The sequence below is a fragment of the Altericroceibacterium xinjiangense genome, from assembly GCF_003958635.1.
Classification (GTDB): domain Bacteria; phylum Pseudomonadota; class Alphaproteobacteria; order Sphingomonadales; family Sphingomonadaceae; genus Altericroceibacterium_A; species Altericroceibacterium_A xinjiangense.
Window position 1 is genome coordinate 56,574 of sequence record NZ_RSEK01000003.1, and the last position, 17,014, is coordinate 73,587.

Below are 17,014 nucleotides of genomic sequence, written 5' to 3' on the forward strand. Positions count from 1 at the left end.
TTCCGTGACGGCAACGCCAGCTGGCACACTGGGTTCCAAGCGCAGCGAAGAGGTCGAATGCAACTCGATAGAGCAGAGGTCGGGGCCGGCGTGGCTCGGCGCGCGCCAGGTTCGGTGCGCTCGCAGGGGCGTCAGGCGCCGCGAAAAAGGGCGAGCTCGGCGTGGTCGCCGGCCATGATCAACGTCGTCGGCCTTCTGATACTTCTGTTCTTCACCGGCGGCAGTTCACGGATGGATGTCTGGTCGCTGGTCCTGTTGCGGCCGATTGCCGTCCTTTCCTTGTGTTATGGGCTGTGGGCCCTGACGCGGGCGGATGTTGCTCGCTATCGCTTCCTGCTGTCGATGGCAGTGCTCGTCACCGGGGCGGTTGCCATTCAGCTCGTGCCTCTGCCGCCGTTTATCTGGCAGGCGTTGCCGGGCAGGGGTATCATCGAGGCGATCGATGATGCTGTGGGGCTGTCCGGCGTCTGGCGTCCGATCAGCCTGGCGCCGCAATTTACCTGGAACGCCTTCTATGCGCTTGCGGTGCCGCTGGCGATCCTGGTCAATGCCGTTCGGCTGGACAAGCGGGACCAGCGGTGGATCATGCTGACGCTTATCGCGGGCGGGGTGCTCACGATTGTAGCGGGCGTCGCGCAGATCAGCGGTGGTGCGCGTTCGCTTTATTTTTACCGCATCAGCAATTTCGGCCTTCCTGCCGGCATCTTCGCGAACCGCAACCACGCAACCTTGTACCTGGCAGCGCTGCTTCCGCTGCTGGGAGTGGTCATCGCGTGGCGGGATGTCGATGCGCGCGTCGCACGCGGTCAGCGGTATCTGGCGCTCGCCGGTGCGCTTACAGTTGTTGCATTTCTCGTGGTGGCCGGCTCGCGCGCCGGACTTGGCGCCGGGATTGTCGGGTTGGCGACGTTTGTCCTGATCGCGTTCGTCGGACATGGTCGAGGCGGCTGGCGCGCGATCTCACGGGCGCAGTGGATCGGCGTCGCGATCGTGCTCCTCCTCGGGGTCGCTATCGTCCTGTGGGCAGCCCTTACTGGTAACGCTGCATCGATCAGTCGTACATTTGACAGCAGCATGGAAACCGAAGCGCGCTACGATGTCTGGCAGCTGACGCTTGCGGCTGTGCCTTATTACATGCCGCTGGGCAGTGGTGCCGGAACGTTCGAGCGGATTTTCCAGGTTCTGGAGCCGGACAGCCTGCTCAGTGCAAATTACTGGAATCACGCTCACAATGACTGGCTTGAGAGCTTGCTCACCTTCGGTGCCGTTGGCGCAGGCCTAATGGTTGTGGCTGTGTTCGCTTTTGTGGTAGCGGCGACTCGTGTCGGGCGTCTTCCCCGGGGGTACTCCCGCTCCATGGGTGGGGCTGGACTTGTTATCGTGCTGCTGCTGGCCCTGGGAAGCATCGTCGATTATCCGTTGCGCGCTCCGCTGATCTCAGCCTTGTTTGTGCTGGCGTGCGTGTGGGTCGCGAAAAGCCTCGAAACGCCCAGGACGAGCGGCGGCATAGCATGATGGCGAAGCGCGCATTTCTATCAACAGGTATGAAGCTCAAGATGAACGTTGGTCATTTCGCTGCGGTTCTGGTTCTCCCCTCGCTGTTGCTGGCAGGATGCGCCACGTCGAAGCCTTCGGCAGAGCCGGGGACGGCCGTCACGCGCCTGGATCAGCAGGTGATGCCCAATCCGACCCGCGCCGACTTGCCCTTGTCCACCCGCGTCTATGCACTTGGTGCATTCGACGAGATCCGGATCGATGTCTTCGGCATCGAGCAGATGACTGGCCTGACGATGCAGGTCGACGGCGGTGGTCAGATCGCCTTCCCGCTTGTGGGAACGATAGACGCTGCAGGCAAGACCACCGGCGACCTTGCTGCGGAGATAGAGACGGGTCTGCGCCAGGCGCATGTCCGCAACCCGCGGGTGACGGTTAATCTTACGGAAGGGGTCAGCAATGTCTTCACCGTACAGGGAGAGGTCGGAGAGCCCGGGGTTTATCCGATCAAGGGGCGCACGACTCTCATGAGTGCGGTCGCATCCGCTCGCGGCACGACCGAGTTCTCGAAGCTGAAGGATGTCGTTATTCTTCGCACGGTCTCCGGCCAGTCCTATGCCGGCCTCTATGATCTCGGCGCGATACGTGAGGGTGTATACGCCGACCCGGAAATCTTCGCGGGCGACGTCGTGATGGTTGAGGAGTCGCGAGGCCGGCGCCTGTTCCGCGATGTTCTGCAGGCTGCGCCGCTGCTGACTTCGCCCCTGATCATTGCCTTGCAATAGGTCCTGGGCAGCAGATCTAGGCATCTGTTCGATTCAATACGCTCCGTAATGGGCACTACTAGGTCCAGACTAACCTATGAACACCGCGATCAACATGAAATCTGGTTGGCTGACCGAACCGGATCCCAATCTGCCCGCGCAGGAACAGCCGCGCGGCGGTACGTTTGCTCCTTTGCTCCTTCAGTATTGGACGAAGGCGCTGCGGTGGCGATGGATCATGATCGCCATCATCGGCGGCTGTCTGCTGGCGGGCGTGACGATTACTCTTTTGATGCCCAAGCGCTACACGGCTCAGTCGCAGGTTGAGATCAGCCGCGACCAGAAGCAGATCACCAATGTCCAGGGTCTCGAGTCGCAGGAGGCGGGCCGGGATATCGAATTCTACGCAACGCAGTACGCGCTCCTGCAGACGCGCCCACTTGCAGAACGAGTGGTCGCGGACTTGAACCTGCTTGCCAATCCCGCCTTCTTCGTTTCCCAGGGAGAGGGGGACCGGTACGAGGAACTGGTTGAAAACCGTGATCTTGCGACACTGAAGCGAGAAGCGGTGGACTTGCTGCTGTTGAATGTGACGATCGACCCGGTCCGCACTTCGCGCCTTGTGAACGTGCGCTTCACCAGCCAGTCTCCAGAGCTTTCGGCCGCGATTGCCAATGACTGGATCAAGGCGTTCATGGCATCCAACATCGCGCGCCAGTTCGCGTCGACTGCGGATGCGCGTGAGATCCTCGAACAGCGCCTTGCCGTCCTGCGCGACCGGCTTGAACAGTCGGAGCGGCGCGTTGTGAACTATGCGACGAACCAGGGCATCGTGACCCTTGATCAGGCGCGCGACGAGACGGGTCGCTCGATGATAGGTCGCACGCTCGTCGCGACCGACCTGGAAGCGCTGAATGAGGCGCTTAATGGGGCGACCGCTGCGCGGATCGCTGCCCAGGCTCGCACGAATTCAAACCCGGGCGTTTCTTCCGAGGTCATAAACAGCCAGGCGATCGCGCTGTTGCGTCAGCAGCGCGCCGAAGCGGCAGGCAACTATGCGCAGCTGCTCGAGAACTTCGAGCCTGATTTCCCGCAGGCCCGCGAGGCGAAGCGGCGTCTCGACACGCTCGATACGATGCTCGAGCGCGAAGTCTCGCGAATTTCGGGCAATCGCGACGAGGAGTATCAGGAGGCTCTGCGCCGCGAGCAGGAACTGCGGGAACGGGTAACCGACCTGAAGCAGAGGCTCGACAGCCAGCAGCGGGCGAGCATCCAATACGCGATCTTCCAGCGCGAAGCCGACACGAACCGCCAGCTGTACGACGCGCTGCTGCAGCGCTACAAGGAGATCGGCGTTGCCGGGACCGTCGCGGCGAGCAACGTCGCCATTACCGAGCCGGCCGAAGTGCCGCGCCAGCCGTCTTCGCCAAGCCTGTTGATCAATCTCACCATTGCATTGCTGGCCGGCGTGTCGCTCGCCGCACTCACGGTGTTCGTCCTCGACCAGATCGACGAAGGCGTTCACGATCCGACCGAGCTGAAGGCGGAACTGGGTGTTCCTCTTCTGGGTTATACCCCGGCGATCGAGGGAGTGGTTCAGGACGAACTGGCCGACCCGAAGTCCGCGTTCTACGAGGCCTATTTCAGCGTCCGATCGAATCTCAGCTTCGCGACGACCAAGGGCTTCCCGAAATCGCTGATGGTCACCAGCACGCGGGCGGCGGAAGGCAAGAGCTCAAGTTCGCTTGCGCTTTCCGCGGTGCTTGGGCGCACTGGGCGCAGGGTGCTGCTGATCGACGCCGACTTGCGTTCGCCGTCGGTCCACGGCCTGCTCGACCTCACAAATCTGGAGGGTCTCAGCACCGTACTTTCGGGTCAGGAAGATTGGCGTTCCGTGGTGCAGCCGACCTCGCTCAAGAACGTCTCCGTTATCGCGACTGGTCCGATGCCGCCGAATGCCGCTGAATTGCTGAGCGGCGACAGTCTCGATCGCATGCTCGGCGAATGTGCCGCCGAGTACGATCATGTCATCATCGACGCTCCGCCGGTACTGGGGCTTGCCGACGCCCCGATCATCTCCCGTACCGTGGAGGGTGTTGTGCTGATCGTTGAGTACCGCGGTCCCGCTATCCGGACGATCAAGTCGTCCATAGAGCGGCTGCGGCAAGCCCACGGACATATCTTTGGTGCCGTGCTGACCAAGATGCGCACGCGCGACAGCGGGTACGGCTACGGTCGCGGATTCGGTGACGGCTACAGCTACGGCGATGACGAAGATGCGCGCACCACCGTCGCCTGACCGCAGGCGCCGGGGCCGCCGGGGCAGGATCTCTGTAACGCCGGGAGCTGCGATCGCCGCTCTCGGCGCGCTCCTCCTTGCCGGCGTGGCCGCGCGGGATGCGGTGGTGCCTTTCCTCGCGGCTCGCAGCCCGTCGCTGGCACTCAAGCTGGCGCCGCAAAACGCCAGTGCCATTGTCAGCGTGTTCAATTCGGCGATCACGTCGGGGGCTGCCGACGGACAGGAGATCAGCGGCTGGATAGATGCTACGCAACTGGCATTGCGCAGCGATCCGTTGAACGCCCGCGCGCTCCGCATGCTTGCCTATGTGAGCGGGCAGGATGAGGAAGACCTGCCCCGCGTCGAACGGCTTCTGTCACTGTCCGAAAGGGTTTCGCGCCGCGATCCGCTGGCGCAGATGTGGCTCATCGAAAATGCGGTGCGCGATGGGGACGTCGACAGCGCCTTGCGTCACTACGATCGGGCGCTGACCACTCGTCCGTCCAGCGCAGGGCAGCTGGTGCCGGTACTCGCATCGGCTTTGCGTGAACCGCTGGTACGGCAGGCTCTCGTGCCGTATGTGCGCGCTGAGCGCCCTTGGATTGAGCCAATGCTTTCCGTTGCGATCGACCAGGCGCGCGATCTCGATCCGGTTGTGGCCTTCTTCCGCAGCTATGGAGGCGCGCGCGCTGTACCTGGCCATGCCGAACTGGAAGCGCGGCTGCTGGAAAGACTGGCCAAGGCAGGACGGATCGACGACGCAGTGGCATATGCCGCCAGCGCCGGTGCCGACCTGAAGGCTTTCGGGATTACCGAATCCACGATCGACGAACGTTTTCGCCCGCTGGTCTGGACTTTTTACCAGGGTGCAACCGGCGAGGTTTCCGCTGGGCCGGACGGCGAATTGGCGGTGTCGGTCGACAGCAATACCAGGATCGTGGCTGCCACCCGGGTCGTGTCACGACCAGCGGGAAGCTATACGCTGGTGGAAGCAGTGAGCTACGCCGATTCGGCGCGGGCGCCTGAGATCACCTGGACTGCCTACTGCCGCACGGCCGAGGGTTCGCGCCAGTTCTGGACACGTACGTTGCCTGTCGTGCCGGATGCCAGACAAGTAGAGGCGCCTCTCCAGATCCCCAGCGGCTGCTCGGGCGTGCAGTTTGACCTGGAAGTCACGGGCGCTGACGCGATTGGCCGGTCAGAAGTCACGATCAGCAACTTGACGCTGGAAAAACGCTGAGTTCCAAGTGATGCCGCGAGGCCGCCATGATCTTTTTCCGCCGGTGGAGCCGCCGGGGGCAGTGCAGCCGCACGGCCCCGGCCGCTTCGCCATGGCAGCGCGCGTCCTCGACCCGGTCCTGAGCTTTGTCCGTGGGCTTCTGGGGAACTACCGCCGCGAAGTTGCCAACATGGGCTGGTTGTTCTTTGATCGGTTCGCGCGGGTATTTGGCAATTTCGTGATCGGGATACTGGCTGCCCGGCTGCTCGGGCCAGCCAGTTTCGGCGGGATCAGCTATGCGCAGACGGTAATCGCGTTTCTTACCTTGGTCGTGGCGCTTGGCCTCAACGGAGTCGTGATAAAGCGGCTGGTCGATCACCCGGCCGAGGCTGGCAGAACCCTGCTGACTAGCTTTGCCCTCCAGTTCGTGGCGATGCTGGTGGTGACGGCGGCCACTGTTTCCCTCGCACTGTTTGCCCAGGACGACGACCCTTACAGCCGGATCGTGGCGATTGTGGCGTGTGGGCTGATCCTCAGGCCGACCGAAACCTTTCGTTACTGGTTCGAAGCCAACGTGAACGCTCGCCGGGCCGTGATTGCCGATAACGCGGCTTTCCTGATCTCCGGTACCGCAAAGATCGCGGTCCTTTACACGTTCAGGAGCGTCGAGGCCCTGGCCTGGACGCTTGTGGTGGAGCAGCTGCTTGGCGGCATCGGCCTGGCCATAGCCTATGCCACCGACCGGAGCCGGCCGGGCGGGTGGAAGATCGACTTGGGTGTGGCCAAGGAGCTCCTCGTGGGAGCTTGGCCGCTGCTGCTCTCCGGGCTTGCGATCGCCATTTACATGCGGATCGACCAGTTCGTCATCATGTCGATGCGCGGGGCCACGGAAATGGGCATGTATGCTGCCGCGGTGCGCTTCAGCGAGATGTTCTACGTCCTCCCGACGATCCTCGCGACATCCTTCTTCCCACGATGGCAGGCGATGATGCGGGATTCGGGCGGCGAGCACTCCGCAGCCATTCGCACGGCGATGTACTGGATGGTCGGCATCAGTGCAGTCATCGCTGTTGCCCTTACCCTGCTGGCCGGGACAGCAATTCAGTTTCTCTACGGGGAGCCTTATGCCCGCGCGGTGCCGGTGCTCCAGGTTCACATCTGGACCGGCGTATTCGTAAGCATCGGGATTCTCGGCAACCAGTGGTACCTTTCACATGGACTGCAGAGCTGGACGCTGCTCTTCACCGTTCTGGGCGCGGCGGCGAACTTCGGGACCAACCTGCTGTTGGTGCCTGCGCTGGGTGCGGTCGGCGCAGCAATCGCGTCTCTCTGCGCGCAGATTATCTCCACCTTCCTCGCCGACGCGCTGAGTGCGAAGACGCGGCCGCTGTTCTTTATCAAGCTTGAGGCGCTGGTGTGGCCGCTGGCCGTATTGCGACGCAGGCTGTACCCGGCCGCAAAGTCAGAAGGCCCTGCATCGTGAACACCAATGATCTTCCGGTTCTCTTCATCGTTTTCAACCGCAAGGACACCTCGCTCGAGGTCCTGAGCGCCATTAGCGATGCGCGGCCGACCCGGCTCTATGTTGCCGGAGACGGCGCGCGTGCGGACCGACCGGGGGAGGCCGAGCAGATCGAGGAGGTCCGCCGTGCCGTCCTCGAGGCGATTGACTGGCCCTGCGAGGTCAGAACCCGGTTCCAGGATGAAAACCTCGGCTGCCGCCGCGGAGTAATCGCCGCCATCGACTGGTTCTTCGCCAACGAGGAAGAAGGGATCATCCTTGAAGACGACGTCGTGCCGTCGCCGGACTTCTTCCGCTTCTGTGCTGAGATGATCGAACGATATCGCGACGAGCCGCGCGTCATGATGGTGTCGGGGTTCAATCCGCTGGGGGCGGGGGTTCGATCATCCACCTATCTGTTTTCCAGTCTCGGCTCGATTTGGGGATGGGCAAGCTGGCGCGACGCGTGGGCGCGCTATGACGTTGGCATGACCGGGTGGAATCCAGCCCTCGCAACCCGGCTGCGGCAGCGACACGGGCGAGCGACGGCACGCTATCTCAGTCATATGTTTGACTTCCACCTGAGGCACAACGTCGACACGTGGGACACCCAGTGGACGTTCACCATCCAGGCACATGACGGGCTTGCGGTTCTGCCGGAAGCCAACCTTATTCGAAACATCGGCGTGGTAGGAACGCACTCCAGTATCGAAACGCGCAATCACAACGTCGCCCATGGTGAGATTATCTGGCCGCTTGCGGCTAAAACCCGCGAACCGATAGACGATCCGGAGTATCGCAAACGCCTGACGGAGGAGATCCTTGGTTCCGCGATGCTCGTCTCCGCCCTTTCCCAGACTGCTCGAAAACTGCGCCTGCATCGGCTGGCCAAGTGGGTCTACCAAACCTTTCGCAAGATGAGGAACCGCCCGCGTGTCTGAATGGATGAGCGTTGCGAGCGACCTGCCTCGCGATCCGATGCCGCGCGAGGTGCACGGCTTGTTGAACGGGCGGCGCATTTCGGCGCCCCTCGGGCAGGGGATTTGCGCCCTCGGCGAGGCGCGCTGCCGCACCATCTGGCGGAGCATCTGAAATGGCGACGCATGCGCTTCCGGGCGCATCTGCTCCGGTGGATGTGCAGACCGGGCCCCGAGGCCTGGCGAAATGGGCCACGTTCCACAATCTCATTCTCGCGATCTGTATCGCCATCCTGGGCTTGCGGCTCTGGACCATCTTTCAGGGAGGAGGCTGGGCGGATCGGGCCCAGTTCTTTGGCGAAGGTGACCTGCGGCCAAACCTGATCGACTTCGTATTCAGTGAAATTCTGGTCAATTATCTCGTCGTTCGGGTCATCGCATTCCGCTACAGTACCGTCGTGTATGGGCTGCTGGTTCTCTCTGCCTTCGCCTATTTTACGCGTGTTCCTCTAATTCTTCTTACAGTTGCCATCTTCTTTTCGGCGGGGATTACCAAGCGTGCGAAGGTCGTTTTGGGAGCGGCAGCGCTCTCGATGTCGGTCTTGCTGCTATACATCCGCTTCGGGGAAGCCATCGTTTACGGGGAGGCGACGGCCACCTTCTTCCTCACCTATCCGCTTATCGGCATTGCTCGCCTGCTCGAGACGCCACAGATCTACGATCCCACGGCGCTGCAGTATCTGGGCTTGTTCTTCAAACCGCTCGATGCGGTGCTGTTCGTGGTCGACTACATCCAGCAGTACGACGGCGAACTTTCGCCGGGTCGATTCGTCGGCATAGATCTGACGCGGTTCGTCTACATCCAGAGCCTGCAAAGCGCATATAACGCCTTCGGGACGGTCCTTTACCCCTTCATCCTGATCGCAGGATGGACGATCGGGCCAATTCTGTTCGTGCTGTTCATCATGTTCCAGTATCTGATGTACAAGTTCGCGACGCAAAGCGAGGTGATCAGTCGGCGCTTCCTTTATGTTCTTCTTACAACCGGTGTGCTATTCTCCTGGGCGTCGCCTTTTGTCTGGCTCGCACCGCTCCTCTTCACCAAATTCACCAATCGGTCGCAGAAATGATGGCGACCCGCGCGACCGGTGGCGCCCCGGACACTTCGGACAGACTTATTCTCGACAGCATCATCTTCGGTCTGCAGAGATTTGGGGGAATTTCGAACTTTTGGTCTCGTCTGGTCGAAGCGACGGGCAAGTCAGGCGTGTTCCCCGCTGCAGAGCTGCTGCTCCCGCGAACCTTACGCGCGCATCAGATGCCGGACCTGACCGGTTTTTCCGTGCGTCGCGAAACGACCCCTACTGCTGCGGCCCGTTACCTGCCTGTGCCGTCCGCGTCTCGTGGAGCGACATTTCACACGTCGTACTATCGAACTCCGTTCGGCCCGGTCGATCGCTACCTGACATCCGTCTATGACTTTACATATGAGCGGTATTTCGAAGGATGGTCCAAAAGGGTTCACCACTTCCAGAAGCGCAACAGTATTCTTGCGGCAGACATGGCGATCTGTAACTCCGCATCGACCCGTGCGGACCTTCTTTCATATTTCCCGCAGGTAGATCCCGCGCGTACATGTGTGGTGCCGCACGGGGTGGATCAGCAGATGTTTTATCCTGATCCGGAGACGCAGCCGGGCAGGCCTTATGTCCTCTTCATCGGCCAGAGGGTCGGGTACAAGCGGTTCGACCTGGCAATCTCAACCGTCGAGCGGCTGCCCGATATAGCACTGGCGGTCGCAGGGCCCCACCTGACCCAGGCGGAAAAGGCGCACCTGGAATTGCGCCTGCCGGGACGGTGGACCGAGCATGCTGCGGTAAGCTCCGAAAAGCTTCGGCGGCTATACAGCAGCGCGTATGCCTTTGTGTTCCCGTCCGACTACGAAGGATTTGGGTTGCCGATTCTGGAGGCGATGGCATGCGGCTGTCCTGTCGTTGCCGCTAATCGTTCGTCCTTTCCCGAGGTTACCGGCACTGCTGCGCTGCTGGCTGACGCACAAGACCCGGACGCTTATGCGACGCTGCTTCGCCGCCTCGAGAACGAAGATCGGCGCAATGAGCTGATCGAGGCCGGTCACCGGCGCGCCGATCTGTTCAACTGGGACAGCGCATCCGCCCAGATATGGGAGCTCTACCGTTGACCGACATGCAGCCTGAAGACGGAACCTCACCCGGTCGCATGCAAGACGGACGCAGCCTGTGATTCATCTGATCTATCCCCACCGCGCTCGCGACGCCGCACCGGACGTCATCGGTCACACTCTCCTGACGGAGCTCGGCCGGGACTGGCCGGTTACAACGCACGATTTCGACCGCACGTACACGATCAGGCCGGAGCCGGGAGATGTACTCATCGGTCACGCACACGCGGTTTCCCGAACGGTTTTTCGACGATCGTTGCAGGAACCGGGCTGGTCCCGGCGGATATTGCTTCAGCCATACAATACCGACTGGCAGCAAGTCGGCTTCCTCGACGATGTCGTCGATCACTGCGACCTTTTTCTCGCGATTACCGGCCGCTACTGGTTTGAGCACCCGAGCGCGGAGACGCGGCGGTGGATGCCGAAGATGGTTCATCTGGATCTTGCGGTGAACCGCGCACGATTTCCCCGGCTGCGCGAGACGGCTGCACCCAAGGGGGCGAGAAAGTTCCTATATATAGGTAACGACCACCCGGGGAAGAACTTGCAGTATCTGGACCGAATTGCGGGAGAATGGAGCGGCGGCACGATCGACTGGGCCGGGCGGGGCAAGCCGCTGCGTAACGTCCGCTCCCTGGGATTTGTCGACTTCTCATCGGAAGCAGGGCGCCGCCTGATCGCCCAGTACGACTTTATGATCACTGTCGGCCGCGCCGATGCCAATCCGACCTCTGTCCTCGAAGCGATGAGCTGGGGCCTTACTCCGGTTTGCACGCCAACGAGCGGCTATGTTGGGGAACCATCGATCGTCAACGTCCCCACCGATGACGTGAGGGGAGCATGCAAGGTCCTGGACGATCTGCAGTTTGCAGAAGAATCCGAGGCCATTGTCGCAAGGCGCCGCCTTGCTGATGCACGCCTGACGGAGCACTACAACTGGGAGCGTTTCGTCGGGCAAGTTCGTGAGGCGATCCGCTCTGATGCGTCGCCGGCGATCGCGCGGCGCGAGACCCCGCGAACCGTCAGCGGCGGCACGGATCTAGGCATGGCAGCGAAGCTGCTCGTCCGGAACATCCTCTACCGTCTGGAGGCACGCTTTCCCCAGTTAGGGGTGAACGGCCCGGTGGTGACGCAAATTCGTAATTTTTTCAGGCGCTGACTGGACACCCGTATCGTTCTGGCGGAAACCTCTGTAAGGCGCCTTGCTCTCGAAAATGCCTGCAACAAGTGTGGCAGATTTCGAGAGGGACTTCGGTGAAGGGCAAGAATTTTCAATGGGTAAGGTTGTATCGATCACTGGGATCACCGGACAGGATGGTTCCAGTCTTGCCGAGTTGCGCCTGAAAAAGCAGTCCGAAGTTCGTGCCGCCGTGGGCCGCTCTTGGTCTGCCGATTTCAAGCTGATCGGCCATGCAGTGGGCCAGCACGACTCGACGTGCAAGCTCGTTCGCCGAGCTGGCGAGTATCTCGTCATTGCTGCGAAGTACCCGCAGCTACGCGATAGTGGATTTGCCTTGGTAGCCAGCCGATGATGACGCCCGCCGTTTCCGCGAATGAGCTGGATGGTGAGGGTGTGTCGGCCGACCCGGACAGCACCATCGCCTGCCGCCTCTGCGAGGCTCCGGCCGCTGCGACGTTCACGCTCCGGCTTATCGAAAAGCACGTCGTTACCTTCTACCGCTGCAGCGGGTGTGGCTCACTGCAGAGCGAGGAGCCATACTGGCTGGACGAGGCCTATGCGAATTCGAACCTGGCTCGGATCGATACGGGGGCTGCGCAGCGGAATCTCACCAACCTGTCGGCGGTGTACACGTGGGCCCGCATCTCCGGCACACGCACGATATTTGATTTCGGTGGCGGCGATGGGCTGCTGTGCCGTCTGCTCCGTGATTATGGCCTCGATGCTCGAATGGAGGACCGCTACGCTGTCGCAGGATATGCGCAGGGAGTCCCGACGGAGCGTCCGCGCCGGCCGGTCCTGTACACTGCGTTCGAAGTGCTTGAGCACTTCGCTCATCCGCAGACGGATCTGGAAGCTCTTTTCGCCGCCCGGCCGGAATCGCTCCTCGTCACAACCGCTTTCTACGAGGGGCAGGGGCCCGACTGGTGGTATCTTGCACCAGCGTCCGGGCAGCACGTCTTTTTCTACTCGAAAGACGCGATGCGCCTGATCGGCAAGAGGTTCGGCTACTCAGTCCGCTTTCTCGGGAAGTACACGCTTTTCGACAGGGTTCCGCGGAACGCCGCTACGAAAGCGCTGACGGGGAGCATGCTCAACATCGTTGGCATCCGCGCCATCCGCACCCTCCTGATGCTCCTCCCCGCGACGGGAGCAGCGCGCGATTTCAAGCGGCTGACGGACGAAAAATCTCCCTGACCGGCCGATCGACGCCACTTCCGGGGTAGCCGCCGCAAGGCCGCCCAGAAACCGACGCCGCGCCCATGACAACAGGCTCGGCGAGAATACCGAAGACAGGACTATGTTGAATATGGCACGCAAGGGTTACGGTCGACGTCGCGTTCTGGTGACAGGTGGTGCCGGGTTCCTGGGATCGCACCTGATCGACCGCCTGATCGAGCGTGGGGATGAGGTTCTGTGCGTCGACAATCTGTTCACCGGGCAGAAGCAGAACCTCGATCATCTCCATGGCAATCCGGCCTTCGAGTTCATCCGCCACGATGTCACATTCCCGCTCTATGTGGAGGTGGACGAGATCTACAATCTCGCTTGCCCGGCGTCGCCTGTTCATTACCAGCACGATCCCGTCCAGACGACCAAGACCAGCGTACTCGGCGCGATCAACATGCTCGGCCTGGCCAAGCGGTTGCGGTGCAAGATCTTCCAGGCTTCGACGAGCGAAGTCTACGGTGACCCGACCGTCCACCCCCAGCGGGAGGAGTACTGGGGCAACGTCAATCCGGTCGGCGTGCGATCCTGCTACGATGAGGGCAAGCGGTGCGCAGAAACCCTGTTCTTCGACTACCGGCGACAGCATGACCTGCCGGTCAAGGTTGCCCGCATCTTCAACACCTATGGTCCCCGGATGCATCCATCGGACGGGCGCGTAGTGTCGAACTTCGTGATGCAGGCGCTGAAGGGAGAGCCCATCACCATTTATGGCGATGGTTCGCAGACGCGTTCGTTCTGCTATTATTCGGATCTCATCGACGGTTTTCTGCGACTGATGGACACCCCTGACGACTTCACCGGGCCTGTAAATCTGGGCAACCCGTCGGAGTTCACTATCCGCGAACTGGCCGAGCAGGTAATTGCGCTCACTGGTTCGAAGTCGAAGATACATTCGTTGCCGTTGCCGCAGGACGATCCGAAGCAGCGCCAGCCCAACATCGAACTGGCACGGCGCGAACTCGGGTGGGAGCCGCAGGTCGCGCTCAACGAGGGGCTTCGTCATACGATTGCCTACTTCGACAAGCAGATGAGCGAAGAAGGCCTGGCCGAAGCGGCGATATAGTGCTTGGCGAACCGGCCGCCACTCGCCTAGACGAATTCACGATGTCGACCGCTTGTCCGCCGCGAATGCGCAATTACGCCGCTGCTCTCCTCTGTTGTGTTCTCGCCGCCTGTTCGGACTCCCTGCCCGAGGGGGCGTGGCAGGATGCAGCAGCGCAACCGGAGGCCGCTCAAGCCGTGAGCGCCGAGCAGCGCCGTGCGGCGAATGCTCTTTCGTTCGGCGACCAGCAGGCGCTGGAGGATGCCGGCTCTCCCTACCTCCGCGCCCTGGCTTGCCGTGAAGCCATCGCTTCGGTCGTCGGTCGGCTGCAGGAGTCGGGGCTGGTGTCCGAACCGCAGCTTGCACTGCTCGACCGTGCTCGCGGGATCTATGCCAGCCGGGTGGAAGCGGCTGGGCCGCAGCCCGAAGCGCGCCCCGCAGAATCGGAGGGCGAATCAAACGCCGAAGCGGCGGTCGATCCGGCAGCCGCGATGGGCTCAAAGGCGCAGCTGGCGATCGCCTGCCTTCAGCGATTGCAGTAGCGGAACGACTTGCAGCAGAAGCTCACGATCGAGTTAGGTCGAGTTTTCCGCTGGTCTAATCGAAGGTGAGTGAGGCAGGCGCCGGTGAGCCAGACGCCGGTGAGCCAGGCGTTTCGGGCGCCTCTGCTCTTCGGCGCCCCTTTGCCAGCCTCTAATCGTTAGCCACTCAACCGCGCTCCCCCTCCGGCTGTCATCACCCCTGAAGCTTGGCGAGCTGATGATCATGAGGCGCCGAGTTCAGCCGGTCCCGATCGACCCGGCAAGATGTATCTCGAACAAGCGAAGCCAAATCGCTTGGGCCAAGCCTGCGGCCAGCGGATCCCGCGGAATAGAGCTTCTTTGTTTACATGCAGCTGCGCGCAGCGCTGCGCATGAACAGGGCGTCTTCGCACGTCCGGCCCGCTGCGGACCAGTTCGATTACGTCCGTCCGGAGGCTTCGATCCGTTCCCGATGGCAGGTCGGGAAATCTTCGCTCAGCAAAGCGACGATCCTGTCGGCCACGACTTCGGGTGGCTTCACGGCTTCGGGATCTTCACCCGGGAAGGCGCGCGCGCGCATGGCCGTGCGGGTACCGCCGGGATCGAGGATGGCAACCCGCGTCTCGGAGATCCGCTGAACTTCGTGCGCGTAGGTCAGGAGCAGGGTATCGAAAGCCGCCTTGCTTGCCCCGTAAGCGCCCCAGAAAGCCCGCGCTTCCGAACCGACAGAGCTCGTCATCCCGATGACCCGCCCTTGTTGTCCGCGCTTCAGCAAGGGATCAAAGTTGACCAGCAGAGCCTGCGTCGCAAGTACGTTGAGCGTCAGAGCCCGGTTGAACTCGCGCTGCTCGATGTGCGTCACAGGAGTGAGCGTGGGCAAGATTGCAGCGTTGATGACCAAAATGTCGAGTCGATCCCACCGTTCCGCGACAGCGTTGGCAAGGCGCGCTATCGAATCGCTTTCGGTCAGGTCCATCGGCGCGATCGTCGCCGCCCCACCATTCTGGTGAATTGCCTCCTCGACCTGCTCAAGGTCGCCGGCGTTGCGGGCAGTAATCACGACGTGGGCCCCGGCCGCGGCCAAGGCCTTGGCCGTGGCGGCGCCAATGCCGCGGCTTGCACCGGTGACGAGGGCGATCCGCCCCTCAAGCGGCTTGTTGCCAGACATCAGGCGACCTTGTTGGCCGGGCGGTCGAACGCGGGGTGATCGGCCCGGGCGGCAAGATCGGTCAGGCGCGTCGGATAATCCCCCGTGAAGCAGGCATCGCAGTACTGTGGGCAGGCGTTGTTGCGCTGTTCGTGCCCGACTGCGCGGTAGAGCCCGTCGATCGAGACGAACGCCAGACTGTCGGCCTGGATGAATTCACACATCGCGTCGACATCCATTCGCCCGGCGAGAAGCTTGGAACGTTCCGGAGTATCCACCCCGTAGTAGCAGCCATAGCCGGTCGGCGGGCTGGCGACGCGGAAGTGCACTTCCTTCGCGCCGGCATCCCGCATCATCTGGACGATCTTCAGGCTGGTGGTGCCGCGCACAATCGAATCGTCGATCAGTACGATGCGTTTGCCTTCCACCAGCAGGCGGTTGGCGTTGTGCTTGCGCTTCACGCTGGAATGGCGCGCGCCTTCCGAAGGCTGAATGAAGGTCCGCCCGACATAGTGGGAGCGGATGATGCCGAGTTCGAATGGGATACCCGATTGCTGCGAAAACCCGATTGCAGCAGGAACCCCGCTGTCCGGCACCGGCACCACCAGATCGGCATCGGCCATGGCTTCGATGGCCAGCTGAACGCCGATCTGCTTGCGCGATTCGTACACTGAGCGCTTGTTGAGGATGGAATCCGGTCGGCTGAAATAAACATGTTCGAAGATGCAAGGCCGCGGCGAAATGGTGCCGAAGGGATGATGGCTCCGGACATTGCCGTCAAAGTCGATCTGCAGCAGTTCCCCGGGTTCTACCGCACGGACGAATTCGGCCCCCACCACGTCCAGTGCCACCGTTTCGCTGGCGAACACGGTCGCATCGCCCAGCTTGCCCATGACGAGCGGCCGGATGCCGAGCGGATCGCGGCAGGCGATCATCCCTTCCGGCGTCATGCAGATGAGCGAGTAGGCGCCTTCGACCAGGCGCAGCGCGTCCACGAACCGGTCCAGCAGCGTGGGATACCGGCTGGTTGCAACAAGGTGGATAATCACCTCGGTATCCGAGGTGGACTGGAAGATGGCGCCCTTGCGGACGAGGTCGGCGCGGAGTTGCCCGCCGTTCGAGATATTGCCATTGTGCGCAACGGCAAAGCCACCGGTCGCCAGATCGGCATAAAGCGGCTGCACGTTACGAAAGCCTGATCCACCGGTGGTGGAATAGCGGACGTGCCCCGCCGCCATCATCCCGGGCAGTTCCGCGATTGTTTCTCCGCTGGCGAAGTTGTCCGCCACGTGGCCAAGCCCCTTGTGGGAGAAGAATTCACTCCCGTCGAAGCTGGTAATGCCGACGGCTTCCTGTCCTCGATGCTGGAGGGCATGAAGGCCAAGCGCACAGATGGCCGCGGCATCCATCGCGCCGATCAGGCCGAAGACGCCACATTCCTCGCGCAGTTTGTCGCCGTCGAGGTCGCGTAAAGGATCGGTGAAGTTCATCGTTCCCCGTGGGAATTGCTGCCGCGTCCCA

General features: G+C 62.0%; 15 protein-coding genes. 13 read left to right on the forward strand and 2 right to left on the reverse strand.

The genetic code is table 11. The features are described from left to right. Positions 1-174 precede the first annotated feature (174 nt). The 13 genes from ELY13_RS04190 (at position 175) to ELY13_RS04245 (ending at position 14,367) form a co-directional block, all read left to right on the forward strand. A complete protein-coding gene (locus ELY13_RS04190; protein WP_164549693.1) occupies positions 175-1,515 on the forward strand; it encodes an O-antigen ligase family protein in 1,341 nt (446 codons plus the stop codon). Positions 1,516-1,544: 29 nt separating this feature from the next. After that, entirely contained in the window at positions 1,545-2,279 is a 735-nt protein-coding gene (locus ELY13_RS04195; RefSeq protein ID WP_241233540.1) for a polysaccharide biosynthesis/export family protein, read from the forward strand. A 217-nt stretch (positions 2,280-2,496) separates the two neighbouring features. Beyond that, positions 2,497-4,557 carry a GumC family protein gene (locus ELY13_RS04200; RefSeq protein WP_164549694.1) on the forward strand — a complete coding sequence of 687 codons (2,061 nt, stop codon included), beginning with the start codon at positions 2,497-2,499 and terminating at the stop codon, positions 4,555-4,557. Positions 4,558-4,663: 106 nt separating this feature from the next. After that, positions 4,664-5,776: a tetratricopeptide repeat protein gene (locus ELY13_RS04205; RefSeq protein ID WP_164549695.1), complete on the forward strand. Its 1,113-nt coding sequence runs from the start codon at positions 4,664-4,666 to the stop codon at positions 5,774-5,776. 10 nt (positions 5,777-5,786) lie between these two features. Further along, a complete protein-coding gene (locus ELY13_RS04210; protein WP_126172649.1) occupies positions 5,787-7,238 on the forward strand; it encodes a flippase in 1,452 nt (483 codons plus the stop codon). Further along, complete coding sequence (locus tag ELY13_RS04215) at positions 7,235-8,197, forward strand: hypothetical protein (RefSeq protein ID WP_126172650.1); 963 nt, start codon at positions 7,235-7,237, stop codon at positions 8,195-8,197. Before ELY13_RS04210 ends, ELY13_RS04215 begins: the two co-directional genes overlap by 4 nt. A gap of 152 nt (positions 8,198-8,349) precedes the next feature. Then, positions 8,350-9,303 carry a hypothetical protein gene (locus tag ELY13_RS15140; RefSeq protein ID WP_206435979.1) on the forward strand — a complete coding sequence of 318 codons (954 nt, stop codon included), beginning with the start codon at positions 8,350-8,352 and terminating at the stop codon, positions 9,301-9,303. 188 nt (positions 9,304-9,491) lie between these two features. After that, complete coding sequence (locus ELY13_RS15540; RefSeq protein WP_277600631.1) at positions 9,492-10,373, forward strand: glycosyltransferase family 4 protein; 882 nt, start codon at positions 9,492-9,494, stop codon at positions 10,371-10,373. 58 nt (positions 10,374-10,431) lie between these two features. Continuing rightward, positions 10,432-11,532, forward strand: coding sequence for a glycosyltransferase family 1 protein (locus ELY13_RS04225; RefSeq protein WP_126172652.1), 1,101 nt, complete (start codon positions 10,432-10,434; stop codon positions 11,530-11,532). 70 nt (positions 11,533-11,602) lie between these two features. Beyond that, the gene (locus ELY13_RS15150; RefSeq protein ID WP_206435980.1) at positions 11,603-11,905 is read left to right on the forward strand and encodes a hypothetical protein; all 303 of its coding nucleotides are present in this window, start codon (positions 11,603-11,605) and stop codon (positions 11,903-11,905) included. After that, a complete protein-coding gene (locus ELY13_RS04235; RefSeq protein ID WP_126172653.1) occupies positions 11,902-12,750 on the forward strand; it encodes a class I SAM-dependent methyltransferase in 849 nt (282 codons plus the stop codon). The genes ELY13_RS15150 and ELY13_RS04235 overlap by 4 nt, the downstream gene beginning before the upstream one ends. Before the next feature lie 112 nt (positions 12,751-12,862). Further along, positions 12,863-13,846, forward strand: coding sequence for a UDP-glucuronic acid decarboxylase family protein (locus ELY13_RS04240; RefSeq protein WP_126172654.1), 984 nt, complete (start codon positions 12,863-12,865; stop codon positions 13,844-13,846). A gap of 176 nt (positions 13,847-14,022) precedes the next feature. Then, complete coding sequence (locus ELY13_RS04245) at positions 14,023-14,367, forward strand: hypothetical protein (protein WP_126172655.1); 345 nt, start codon at positions 14,023-14,025, stop codon at positions 14,365-14,367. A 418-nt stretch (positions 14,368-14,785) separates the two neighbouring features. Here ELY13_RS04245 and ELY13_RS04250 read toward each other — a convergent pair whose 3' ends face one another. Beyond that, positions 14,786-15,514: an SDR family NAD(P)-dependent oxidoreductase gene (locus ELY13_RS04250; protein WP_126172656.1), complete on the reverse strand. Its 729-nt coding sequence runs from the start codon at positions 15,512-15,514 to the stop codon at positions 14,786-14,788. After that, entirely contained in the window at positions 15,514-16,983 is a 1,470-nt protein-coding gene (gene purF / locus ELY13_RS04255; RefSeq protein WP_126172657.1) for an amidophosphoribosyltransferase, read from the reverse strand. Before purF ends, ELY13_RS04250 begins: the two co-directional genes overlap by 1 nt. Between the last annotated feature and the right edge of the window lie 31 nt (positions 16,984-17,014).

Coding starts and splice junctions, on each gene's coding strand:
- ELY13_RS15540 (WP_277600631.1), top strand. CDS start 9,492: ATGCCGGACCTGACCGGTTTTTCCGTGCGTCGCGAAACGACCCCTACT.
- ELY13_RS04195 (WP_241233540.1), top strand. CDS start 1,545: ATGAAGCTCAAGATGAACGTTGGTCATTTCGCTGCGGTTCTGGTTCTC.
- ELY13_RS04210 (WP_126172649.1), top strand. CDS start 5,787: ATGCCGCGAGGCCGCCATGATCTTTTTCCGCCGGTGGAGCCGCCGGGG.
- ELY13_RS04250 (WP_126172656.1), bottom strand. CDS start 15,514: ATGTCTGGCAACAAGCCGCTTGAGGGGCGGATCGCCCTCGTCACCGGT.
- purF (WP_126172657.1), bottom strand. CDS start 16,983: ATGAACTTCACCGATCCTTTACGCGACCTCGACGGCGACAAACTGCGC.
- ELY13_RS04200 (WP_164549694.1), top strand. CDS start 2,497: ATGATCGCCATCATCGGCGGCTGTCTGCTGGCGGGCGTGACGATTACT.
- ELY13_RS04240 (WP_126172654.1), top strand. CDS start 12,863: ATGGCACGCAAGGGTTACGGTCGACGTCGCGTTCTGGTGACAGGTGGT.
- ELY13_RS04190 (WP_164549693.1), top strand. CDS start 175: ATGATCAACGTCGTCGGCCTTCTGATACTTCTGTTCTTCACCGGCGGC.
- ELY13_RS15140 (WP_206435979.1), top strand. CDS start 8,350: ATGGCGACGCATGCGCTTCCGGGCGCATCTGCTCCGGTGGATGTGCAG.
- ELY13_RS04235 (WP_126172653.1), top strand. CDS start 11,902: ATGATGACGCCCGCCGTTTCCGCGAATGAGCTGGATGGTGAGGGTGTG.